The 10,965-nt window shown below is 51.5% G+C and carries 9 protein-coding genes, 1 rRNA gene and 1 pseudogene; 4 read left to right on the top strand and 7 right to left on the bottom strand.

Translation table 11 applies throughout. The features are described from left to right. Positions 1-111 precede the first annotated feature (111 nt). Positions 112-228 (top strand): 5S ribosomal RNA (gene rrf, locus CpATCC19410_RS10265). 139 nt (positions 229-367) lie between these two features. Here the strand turns inward: rrf and CpATCC19410_RS10260 are convergent. From CpATCC19410_RS10260 to CpATCC19410_RS10245, 4 genes and pseudogenes are all read right to left on the bottom strand, one after another. Further along, a pseudogene (locus CpATCC19410_RS10260) lies at positions 368-1,536 on the bottom strand (pyridoxal phosphate-dependent aminotransferase). After that, a complete protein-coding gene (locus tag CpATCC19410_RS10255) occupies positions 1,536-2,177 on the bottom strand; it encodes a DUF3239 domain-containing protein (RefSeq protein ID WP_013241448.1) in 642 nt (213 codons plus the stop codon). Before CpATCC19410_RS10255 ends, CpATCC19410_RS10260 begins: the two are co-directional and overlap by 1 nt. Positions 2,178-2,243: 66 nt before the next feature. Further along, positions 2,244-3,893: a DNA repair helicase XPB gene (locus tag CpATCC19410_RS10250; RefSeq protein WP_013241449.1), complete on the bottom strand. Its 1,650-nt coding sequence runs from the start codon at positions 3,891-3,893 to the stop codon at positions 2,244-2,246. Positions 3,894-4,008: 115 nt separating this feature from the next. After that, positions 4,009-6,315: a helicase-associated domain-containing protein gene (locus tag CpATCC19410_RS10245; RefSeq protein ID WP_014522802.1), complete on the bottom strand. Its 2,307-nt coding sequence runs from the start codon at positions 6,313-6,315 to the stop codon at positions 4,009-4,011. 67 nt (positions 6,316-6,382) lie between these two features. On the opposite strand from CpATCC19410_RS10245, the gene CpATCC19410_RS10865 reads away from it, so the two are divergent. After that, complete coding sequence (locus CpATCC19410_RS10865; RefSeq protein ID WP_014836117.1) at positions 6,383-6,571, top strand: hypothetical protein; 189 nt, start codon at positions 6,383-6,385, stop codon at positions 6,569-6,571. A gap of 176 nt (positions 6,572-6,747) precedes the next feature. On the opposite strand, the gene CpATCC19410_RS10240 is transcribed toward CpATCC19410_RS10865, so the two are convergent. Beyond that, the gene (locus tag CpATCC19410_RS10240; RefSeq protein ID WP_013241451.1) at positions 6,748-7,371 is read right to left on the bottom strand and encodes a resuscitation-promoting factor Rpf1 domain-containing protein; all 624 of its coding nucleotides are present in this window, start codon (positions 7,369-7,371) and stop codon (positions 6,748-6,750) included. A gap of 824 nt (positions 7,372-8,195) precedes the next feature. On the opposite strand from CpATCC19410_RS10240, the gene CpATCC19410_RS10235 reads away from it, so the two are divergent. Then, entirely contained in the window at positions 8,196-8,588 is a 393-nt protein-coding gene (locus tag CpATCC19410_RS10235) for a cold-shock protein (RefSeq protein ID WP_013241453.1), read from the top strand. Between the two features lie 68 nt (positions 8,589-8,656). Here the strand turns inward: CpATCC19410_RS10235 and CpATCC19410_RS10230 are convergent, their stop codons facing one another. Together CpATCC19410_RS10230 and CpATCC19410_RS10225 are read right to left on the bottom strand one after the other, a co-directional pair. Further along, positions 8,657-9,184 carry a DUF2771 domain-containing protein gene (locus tag CpATCC19410_RS10230; RefSeq protein ID WP_013241454.1) on the bottom strand — a complete coding sequence of 176 codons (528 nt, stop codon included), beginning with the start codon at positions 9,182-9,184 and terminating at the stop codon, positions 8,657-8,659. A gap of 28 nt (positions 9,185-9,212) precedes the next feature. After that, on the bottom strand, positions 9,213-10,154 hold the full coding sequence (locus CpATCC19410_RS10225; RefSeq protein WP_013241455.1) for a glutaminyl-peptide cyclotransferase: 942 nt from the start codon (positions 10,152-10,154) through the stop codon (positions 9,213-9,215). Between the two features lie 56 nt (positions 10,155-10,210). Here CpATCC19410_RS10225 and CpATCC19410_RS10220 point away from each other — a divergent pair, with 56 nt between their 5' ends. Next, positions 10,211-10,945, top strand: coding sequence for a DUF3027 domain-containing protein (locus tag CpATCC19410_RS10220; RefSeq protein WP_013241456.1), 735 nt, complete (start codon positions 10,211-10,213; stop codon positions 10,943-10,945). Positions 10,946-10,965 lie beyond the last annotated feature (20 nt).

Raw genomic sequence — 10,965 nt, 5'->3', positions numbered from 1 at the left:
TGTGTGGATGTGTTGTGCCTGGAGCGTTTGAAAAAAGAGTGTTTGTGTTGTTGCTTGTGTTCACTGTGCAGTGTCTGACATGACATGTGATGTGTTGTGTTGTATGGATGTGTTGGTGGTTATTGTGTCGGGGGTACGCCCGGTCCCTTTCCGAACCCGGAAGCTAAGCCCGATTGCGCTGATGGTACTGCACCTGGGAGGGTGTGGGAGAGTAGGTCGCCGCCAACCACAAAACTTGATATTGGTGAGGGTGGGTGAATGAGAACGTGTGTTTTCATTCACCCACCCTCCCCTTTTTGCGTTTATAGGGTGTTGGTGGTGGGGTGCCCCTCTGCTAGCAAACAGGGGGCACCCCACAGAAAACCTTTTAGCGCGTAGACGCAATGAGGCGTTCAATTGCTGTAAGGATCTCTTCTTGGTCTCTGCAGTACGCAAAACGAATCATGCTGTTCCACTCAGGAGAAGAATCTGTAAACGGTTCTATAGGGATAGCAGCTACGCCTTTTTCTCGGGGGAGGTCGAGACAGAATTGGTTGCCAGTTTTGTCAGTAACAGAAGAAATATCGGCGACAACGTAGAAGGCGCCGTGAGTGTCATAGACATCGAATCCGGCTTGGCGTAGGCCGTCGGAAAGGCAGATACCTTTAGCTTCGGTATCTGCGACGGTTTTTCGTATCCAAGCTTCTTCGTGTTCTAAAGCGTAGGCGATAGCTGGTTGAAACGGGGTCGCGCCAACATAACTCATAAACTGCTTTGCCTTAAATACCACCTCGAGCAACGGGGCAGGTGCTAGCGCCCATCCAGTTTTCCATCCGGTTACATTGAATGTTTTTGCTGCGGAGGAAACCGTAATGGTGCGTTCTCTCATAGCTGGAAGGCTGGCTATCGGCACATGGGGTGGCTGGCAAAGGTGTAGTGTTCATAAACCTCGTCAGAAAGAACAAGGAGATCACGCTCAGCGCAGATGGCGGCGAAGGCCTTGAGTGTTTGCTCATCAAAAACAGTTCCCGTTGGATTATGCGGTGAGTTGATAATCACCATTGATGTACGAGGCGTAATTGCAGCTGCAAAAGCATCTAGATCAAGTGTCCACGAGCGTCCGTCTGGAATGAGCGGAACAGCTATACGCTGTGCTCCTGCAAGTGCTATGGAAGCAGCATAAGAGTCATAATAAGGCTCAAAGACCAGGACATCTTCGCCTGGTTCTACAAGTCCCAATATTGTGGCGGAAATTGCTTCGGTAGCCCCTACCGTCACAAGTACTTCGGTATCGGGATCGTAGGAGACACCGAAGTTCCGTTCGCGGGCACGGGCGATGGCTTGACGCAAACTAGGAATACCGCGGGCCGGCGCGTATTGGTTGTTGCCTTTAGCTATTTCTTGCTGAGCACGTTGCAACATGGCTAAAGGACCATTGCTTTCAGGAAAACCTTGACCGAGATTGATAGCCTGAAATTCTGCTGCCTTTGCGCTCATCGTGGCAAAGATGGTCTGGCCGAATTGATCAAGGCGCTGTACGCCGGGAGTGTGTCTCATTAGTCGATCACCAGCAAATCAAATTTGGTTTCTTTGACATCTTCCAACCGAGTGAGGTTTTTTTCTAGTATCTTCCACTGCTCATCAGGGATCTCCTCGATAGCGCGCTCAACAACGGTGGGGTCAGTTGTAGCCCATCCGATAGGCATGGGAGAAATTTGATCCCAAGTGTCTTGGCTATGTACAGATCGTTGCCCTGCAACCGCCACTACGGGGATACGCACGCCCACGGCGCGTTCTACGCCTTCAAGATTGGTGATACTCCGAGTGGCTAACGCCCATGCGGGAGGGGCTTGCTCGTCAACATTTGCGTTGACTAGTGCCATGACAACAAAATCACGAGGGTTAACTTCGGCGATCATTCCTGCCGCTAAAGGGTAATTTTGGTAGAGACTTTCTGCAGTTCCCACTTTTTTAGGGATGATAGCTATCATCGCAAAGCTAATCAGAGCCATGACAATAAAAAGAGTAAAGACTATTCCACCAAAGATTCCGCCTAGGACTAGGAATAAGGCGACGCCGATGAGGACCTGTATTAGCCCAAAAAGACCAGCTGAAAGCTGTAGACGTTTGGTGTCTTTTAACAACTCATTGTTCTTTTTGGCGTAATCGGCGTTAATGGGAAAAGAAAACTTTTGCATGATGAGTCAGGTTCCTTGGTAGAAAGTACGTGAAAAGCAGCCCTGGACGCTTCTAAGCTTAACTATCTAGCCTAGGTCGGCTGCGTCAACAATCCGGTATGCATAGCCCTGTTCGGCCAGGAATCGTTGCCTGTGTGCCGCATACTCGCTATCGAGACTGTCGCGGCTTACAACGCTATAGAAGTGCGCCTCTGAGCCGTCAGCCTTTGGACGTAATAGTCTGCCTAGCCTTTGCGCCTCCTCCTGCCGTGACCCAAAGGTGCCCGAGACCTGGATAGCTACGGCGGCTTCTGGCAAATCGATAGAGAAGTTAGCCACTTTGCTTACAACTAACGTGGTGATGTGGCCAGCGCGGAATTTGTTAAATAGCTCCTCACGCTTTTTATTACTTGTTTTTCCTTCGATCACAGGGGCATCAAAGCGCGCGCCGAGTTCTTCTAATTGGTCAATGTATGCACCAATGATGAGCGTGGGTAAGCCTTGATGTCGGTGTAATAGCGTATCGACGGCACGAAGCTTGGACTCCGCGCAGGCGGCAATGCGGTACCGATCTTGGTTCTCTGCCGTGGCATAGAGCATGCGCTCTTCGTGCGTCATGGTGGTGCGGACTTCAGTGCATTCCGCGGTAGCGATAAATCCGCGTTGCTCTAGGTCCTTCCACGGGGCGTCATAGCGTTTGGGGCCAATCAGGCTAAATACATCGCCTTCCCGACCGTCTTCTCTAACGAGCGTCGCGGTAAGCCCTAGGCGTCTGCGAGACTGGAGATCTGAGGTCATCCGGAAGACCGGTGCCGGAAGCAGGTGGACTTCATCATAAATAATGAGTCCCCAGTCGCGAGAATCAAAGAGCTCAAGAGCTCGATATTCTCCTTTGGTTTTGCGTGTGACCACTTGATACGTTGCGATAGTAACTGGTCGAATCTCCTTTTTCTCCCCGGAATACTCGCCGATCTCTTCTGGCGTTAGCGTTGTGCGTCGCAGTAGCTCATCGCGCCATTGTCGTCCGGCTACTGTGTTAGTAACCAAAATAAGGGTGGTAGCTTGCGCCCGGGCCATAGAAGCGGCTCCCACCATGGTTTTTCCAGCTCCGCAGGGGAGAACAACCACGCCGCTTCCTCCCTCCCAAAAAGAATCCGCCGCCATCCTTTGATAGTCGCGGAGCTCCCAATGCTCATGTTCTTGAGACAACGCAATAGGGTGAGCCTCGCCATCCACATAGCCCGCAAGGTCTTCGGCCGGCCAGCCAACCTTGAGAAGCTCTTGCTTGAGACGCCCTCTTTCTGAAGGGTGCACAACGATTGTTTCCTCGTCGATTTGTGCGCCTAGCATGGGACGAATTTTCTTATGGCGTATCAGCTCGGCGAGAATTGCCGGTTCTGCGGACTCAAGAATGAGACCATGTGCAGGATGCTTGTGCAGGCGCACTCGACCGTACCTAGACATGGTCTCTGCGACGTCGATAAGCAAAGCCTGGGGAACGGGAAAACGCGAGAAAGTCTCTAATACATCAACAATGCCTTCTGCATCGTGGCCTGCAGCGCGTGCATTCCATAAAGCTAAAGGAGTGATCCGATACGTATGAATGTGCTCTGGTGCACGTTCAAGCTCCGCAAAGGGCGCTAGCGCCGCTCGTGCTGGGTCTGCTTGGGGGTGATCGATTTCTAACAAAACGGTTTTATCCGACTGAACGATCAGCGGTCCGTCACCAAATGCCACAGGGAAACACTCCTAAACCCTCAAGGTAAATACAGACTGTCCATTATGGCCTTGGGGCTTCGTGGCGTCCCAGTTTTTATGCAGGAACTACGCTTTGGGGCGATAGTTTGAGTTACTACTCAGGCTGATTGATCACTACCTCAGTGATCCTATGGATAGTAAAGCGATGCATCGCACCATCGATAGGATCTACGGCAGAAAGCTGGCCACTAGAAACAGTGATAGGGGTGACCACTCTTTGCGCCGCTTGGCCATGCTTGTCTACAAAACCCAGTGTGACTGTGCGTTTAGCGCGGATCGCCGATTGTAATGCGCTTAGGACTCCTGAATCATGGACAGTAGCCTTTGTGCCCGTCGCCGCGGCTTCCTTGGCAGCATCATGCCGAAGAATAGAAGCTATGGCAGCGGCAATGTGTGATTCATTGTCTTTATCTGGATGCTGTTGAGGAAGAGTCGCGGACACACGAGAGGGGGCGGGGCGAATATCGATGCTGATGCCGTTGGCATCTTCAGCAACGGGATGGAAGCCCTCCTCACGCAGCGCTTGGAGTACTCGAACCAGAGGGGCCTGTGACACAGCGACAGTGGGCGCGATGAGTCTAAGCCCAATTATTTCTGCAGCGGGCGTTCTACTTGCCTCTAGTAACAAAGCCTCATCGGAGCATCGTAAATAACTCATAGCGGGCCCGCCTCTTAAGGAGCCGTGACGACGCGCAACGTCAGCGATGAGGTATGCAATAGACTGCGGAAGCTCACCAAGGACATGGGCTTTGAGAAAACCCGTGAGCTCTTCAGGCGTACGCCCTGCATCTAATGCACGCCGTATGCTTGATTCCGTGATGCGATAGACGCTAGCTAAACCCATCGACTCAGCCTCTCCCACGAGGGTCATCTCCTGCATAAGGAGCTGAGGCAAGGGACCTGGTGCGAGGATCGTCATATCGGCCTGTGGGATCAGCTGCGTGACTTCTGCCGGAGTTAATGATTGTGTTATCTGATCAAGGCGCGAAAGCGCAGTAGCTTCAGTTTCTTTGACCAAGGCATCCAACACAGAAGTAGTGCCATTATTCGCAGTGAGTACGCCGAGCCAACGGGCTTCTGCAATAAGCTGGTCAATATGTTCAGGAGAGACCCTAGACACCCGCAGTGGGGCGGCAAAGCCAATATTCGCGCGGAGTGAATGATCAGAAATGCCTGAAGACGTACAATGCTGTGCTGCAGTACTCAGCGTTAATTTGCGCAGCGTCGGTAGCTTTTCATTCCACGTGGCTGGAGAAAGAAAGCGTTGAGGCTTTCCCCTATCGTCCAGGGTATTGACTACCCAGGGGCGCAAGGTCCCATGAAAATACCAACCGTATATTAACTGCGACCATTGGTGAGATAGCGGAGAAACGAGCCAGGTATCGGCGTGGTGGGTGGGGCAAAGATAGTCGCCTCCTGTGTCGTCGCTAGGAAGCGGGTCCGGCACTCCGCGGGCGACCAAGTTGCAGGACAACGCCAGCGACAAGACCCGGAGAGCCGTGAGCTCGTTGGAATCCAGAATCCGGGTGAGTGCAGTGACACTGCGCACTCCCAGAACTCCATCTTTTAAAAGCGGCATGGGATCATGCCCGAGGCCACGCAGAAGTATCCTCATGAGACGTACTATCTCTAGACCATTCCCAGCGCTGTTCTCATCATTTTTGCTGGACGCAGAGAACTCCACGCGGGGGTTCGGCAGCACAGGAATGAGCGGTGGCTGTTGGCCTCTGAGGAGATACCTCACGGGCATAGGGAGTCGGACGGTTGTATCGTCAATTCGTATAAGGAGCCCCTGTGCGATCATCCTAGGTATTGGTCGTTGAGGATCAGCATCAGGGGCAGCATCCTTTGTTATTCCCGTACCGCCGGATTGGTCAAGAGTGTTGAGGACCTTCCTGTCACGTTCATCGACTGAAGCCAAGGCGTGCTGGAAATCAGTTTCTTCTTGCGCTCTTACCCCAAATAACTGCCATCCAGTGGGGAGGGCATTTATTGCCTCAGGAACAACTTTAAAAGATACGGTGGAACCGTACAGGAGTGCGCGCGATAAAAGCTCAGAAACAGCTTCTTCGACGAGCAGATCAAGATTGTCTGGGGTCTGCGCGCCAAGATATTGACGTAGTGCATCCACCAGATTGGGGGCAATCACAGGTTCGAGTTCTGCGCCAAGGAAGCTGGCTGCCTCAAGCGTCAAAAGCTCAAATGCATTGAGGGACATCAACGCACGTGCCAATGAAGCTCTCAACTGTAAACGGGCAGCTAATGAGGATATTCCGGGAGGAATTGGATGGGTGACATCGGGCCTATTTTTCAGGATGACCGTGAGGTTTTCTTCGTTGAGTGAACTTAGCCACTCCCGGAAATTGATGGGCCACTTATAAGGGGCAGGAGAAGAGCACATGATGGTATTCCAGTTTAGTTGCTCTTTCAGATGACTTTTACCCTTAAAGTTTGAAACAATAGGGCACATGGCAAACATGGAGAAAAAAGGATACGTTGATCCGGGCTGGCCTGCGCACGTCCCGGGCGGCGGGCACGCTGTGACCGAGCTTGTGGCTAAAGTCGCCGGTGCTAATAGCCCGTGGGGCGACATTGAACTACCTGTTCCTGCAGAAGAGACCGGTTATGTCCATCCTTATACCCGGGTGAATAAATAGTCTGTAGCTCCACTACGTACGGCGTCTTCCTTGTGTAACAAGAGAAGGCGCCGTATTTGTCTCCAAGGCTTGTTTTCAGACCAGGGGGGACCGGTATTGTGTCTGTTCCTGCAAAAGATAGGTCCCGCTGCTGCTGAATAACTCAGCGGTAGCGGGACCTATCTTTGAGATGTATTTTACATACCCATGGCGGTATCAATTACCTGGCGATTTGCCTGGTAGAAAGCATCAAAGTTGTTATTGTTTGCTTGGTAGAAGGCGTCGATTTCAGGATGAACTCCGATGCCGTAACCAGCGAGTCGATCCTTGACGGCCTTGTATACAGCATCAACGGCAAGCTTATCGGCGTTTTGGCCGGAAGCAGCTGCGTAATTCTGAGCGTCGTCAACGATCTGCTGCAGCGGCGCTGGCGCAGATGCGACAGAGTCACGCGGCGTTGGTGCTGAGTTAAGTCCTAGCTTTGCAGAACAAGAGGGCCATGCGCCCCAGCCCTGAGAAGCAAGAACCTTTTCTGCGACGGCGATCTGCTGCTCGCGGGTAGCTTTATCTGCGGTTGGTGCGTACTGTCCACCGCCGAAGCCTTTCCACGTGCTTGCAGAGAACTGGATGCCACCGTAGTAGCCGTTGCCTGTGTTGATTGCCCAGTTACCACCGGATTCGCAGCCTGCAAGACGATCCCAGTCGGAATCTGGCGCAGCGGATGCTGCGGGGGCGAACAAGGTGGCTGCTGAGCCGACTGCGACAGTGGAAGCTGCAATCTTTGCCAGTGCAGAAGCGGACTTACGAGCGTGACGTGCCATTAAAGAAAGTTTCCTCTCGTTGTGCCGCCGAGTAATCGTGATAAGCGCAAAACGTGTGGCGTAGTCCGTTTTTGGACAACCATGTTTGGCGGAAGGAACCACACGCTCGATTTATATGCATCGAGCGTGGCAGTTAACCACGAGCCCCTGTCTGCTGAGTGAGTTGTTTGTAGTTGGTTGGGCTCAAGAGCTCAACCGCGAACGGGCAATTCCTCTGCACCTTGTGCGTAGACCGGCTCGATATCCAGACAGGGGCTGGCGAAGATATCGGACGGTGGCCTACGCGGTGCTCGATTGACCACGGTACTGGTTGATAACGGTTGTGTCACGTTTTTCTTTCTTTTTGGTGGCGAAAATCCGGGTGAGTTTTTGAAAAAAGCCTGGTCATTGCATGTTGTTGCGAGGAAGAAATTTTTTCTCACAGTGGGTGAAAAATGAGGCGTTTTGCGGAAATCTGCACCTTATCGTTGTTTTTATTGTGGCCGCGTGAGGTAGATGTGACACGGTATTGAGTGGACTCTAAAATGAGCTATACTTTGAAGTTTACTGTCTCGGATTTTCCCTAGGAAAAACAGTGCATAGGCCGCCGCATCATCTGAGGAATAACAATCAGTTGCGGTGGTTTCTTTTATTGTTAAATCCAGCGGAAAACGTGCGATAAATCTCGGATCAGTGCATAACGCCTGATAAGGGAGTCAGTGAAACTAGGTACCTGTCATACTTGACTCTGAGTGTTTAATTGCGTGATTTGCTGCGGTTTTGTGTGCGAATATCGCAAGATAACCATGAGGATCATGTAGATAAAATATGGAAGGAGTCTTGTCGTGCCGATTGGCAGAGTTCGGTGGTACGACCCCGAAAAGGGCTACGGATTCGTTTCTAATCCTGGAGACGAAGACTGCTACGTAGGTAAGAATGTGTTGCCGGCGGGCGTCGATAAGCTTGAAAAAGGTCAGCGGATTGAGTTTGATTTTGCGGCTGTGGGGAAGAAACCCCAGGCATTGCGTATAAAAATTCTTGAGACTCCCAAGACCCGTAGGCCACAGCATCGACACAAACACAGTCCTGAAGAACTTCACGGCATGGTGTCGGACCTTGTGACCATTTTGGAACTTAAGGTGCAGCCCAGCCTGAGAAGCGGGCGATTCCCAGAGCGTAAAGATGGCCGACAGATTGCTGGAATCCTGCGTGCGGTGGCAAAGGAACTCGATTCCTAGGCACACAAGCAAAACCGACTATAAAGAAACGGATGCCTTTATAGTCGGTTTTGTGCATTTAGAAGTTTTTAAGTGACCGTGACGTGTACAGACCAGGTAACGGTGTAAGGGGTCTCGTCGCCCTTATCGTCATGGCCGATCAGTACTGAAGAGACCTCCACGACAACAAGTTTTGCAAGAGACTGAGCGTCCTTTTTCAAGGATGCCGAACCCGAAACTTTTATCTCGTTCGCGTCGTGTGCGGCGTAAAAGGACTGATCGTTTGCGGCGGGATCATCGTAAATTTTCAATAAAGACCAGTCGTGGTCGGAAACTTGTGGTGGAACTTTAACGGTAAGTTCCTGATCCGCGCTCATAGTTATAACTGGAACTGAGTTTTCCGGGCATTCGACGCCTGGTTCGCAGATGCTAAAAGGGAAAACCTCTTGGCTAGCTGTGGGGGAGGAAAACTCGATCGCGATATCACGTGGTTCTTTTTCCGGACGTTTATTCCACCAAGTTTGGAATGCTATCGACCCTGCCACCACTACTGCTACGGCCGCGATAAGGGCAGCAATCTGGATGAGGTTTCTGCGTCGAGTTTTGCGACTAGCCATGGTGAGCAATATTACCTCTCCTGGAGAATTACGGGGACACGTGGTGGACAAACCGGACACGATAGAGATCAGGCCAGCGTTTGCCAGTGATATAAAAATTGTCTGTACCCGGTATATGGGCGATGCCGTTGAGTACGTTGTCAATATCCGGTTGGGCGTTGTTAGGAATACGGGAGGCGTCGATAAGCTTTTTGACGCTCCCGCTGGCTGCATCGATGCCTAAAATGTCTGTGGACAAGAACCTATTTGCATAAACGGTATCGGTTTGTGCTCCTGGGCCGGAAGGAACACATTCCAGCTCGTTGATTCCTTCTACTGGCATAGGTCGTCCCTGGGCGTTGATCATACGAACGGGGATTCGTTTTATCTCTTGAAAAGTCACGGGGTTGAGAACGCGTAGATCACTTGTGCCGTCAGACATGATTAAGCGATCTGAAAACGCGCATAACCCCCAACCTTCGCCCTGATACGTTACCCGTGTGATTTCTTCTAAGGAGTCCGGGTCTCGTTGGATTGCAACATTATTTTTCCATGTAAGCTGCCATATTTTCCGTGAACTTCCTTTAGTTACCGTAATGCCTTCACCGAAAAAAGACTCGGGAAGTTGTGTGCGTGTTGCCTGGATATTGTCCACAGAAGTCCGGTAGATCGAACTAGTTCCGTATCCTCCTGTTCCCACGACTAACCCCTCGCCGTCTACTTCGAGTCCTTGGGTAAAAGATTGTGCGTCGAAATCATGGCGCGAGATTATTTCGGCTTGCAGCTCCACTGGGCGCTCTAATAGTTCTTCGGATTGTTGAGAAGGCTTAGGGGGAGAAGCACACGCCGTAATACCGAATGTGATGGATAGAAAACCAACCGAAAAAACCTTGATACTGATTCTGTTTTTATGCAGAGTATGTGGTCGTCGTATCTGAGCCAGCAGGGGGCTAAAGGAACTCATCGCGCGGGCGAAACGGTGCAATCGCATGGCAGTTATTGTGCCCTCAATGTGTTGATTGTGGGTAGATACTGGATAATAGAGGAGTGCCGAACAGACGTAATACTAAAAATAGCCAGTCCGGCCCGTTATTGAGTGCCAAGGCGCTTTCAATCGCACGACATGCTCTAGAAGAACTGGGGGAGGGCGAAGTCGGAGCCCACATTGGGGTAAGAAACGTTAATGAAACCTCCGCGACACATCGTTTTGTTGCCGACCTACCCGGGTATAACGGGTGGGAATGGAACGTGGTACTCGCATGCGCGAGTGGTTCTCGCTGGGTGACTGTAAGCGAACTTGCTCTTTTACCTGGACAAGAAGCCTTACGGGCGCCTGATTGGGTTCCGTACCACCAACGGGTTCAACCGGGAGACCTCGGCCCAAATGACTTCATGCCACCCCGTCCAGATGATCCCCGCCTCACTGATGATTCGGATCAGGCCGCCTATGATTTTGGGACGCTGAAGAAGCTGACAAAGGTGGGAATTCAGACTGCCTCAGAACGGTGGAAGGACGGCGCCTTTGGCCCCTCGTCGGAGTATGCAAGAAAAGCCGTGCACAATTGTGGCGGATGTGCGTTTTATTTTCCGCTTGCAGAGCCTGTAGGAAAAGATTTTGGCGTATGTGTTAACGAATATTCAGCGGATGGACGCGTGGTGCATACGACTTATGGGTGCGGCGCTCATACCGATACGCCTCCTGCTGAGCCACTTGGAGTAGTGGAAAATAGCCCCTTTGATGATGAAAAACCAGAAATTTTTCCATCTGGTGCTAACCAATAAATATGGTGGTTTTAACCCCC

The sequence above is a fragment of the Corynebacterium pseudotuberculosis genome (assembly GCF_002155265.1).
In the GTDB taxonomy this organism is placed as follows: Bacteria; Actinomycetota; Actinomycetes; order Mycobacteriales; family Mycobacteriaceae; genus Corynebacterium; species Corynebacterium pseudotuberculosis.
The sequence above is the reverse complement of the archived record's forward strand: the minus strand, read 5'-3'. Positions and strand labels throughout refer to the sequence as shown.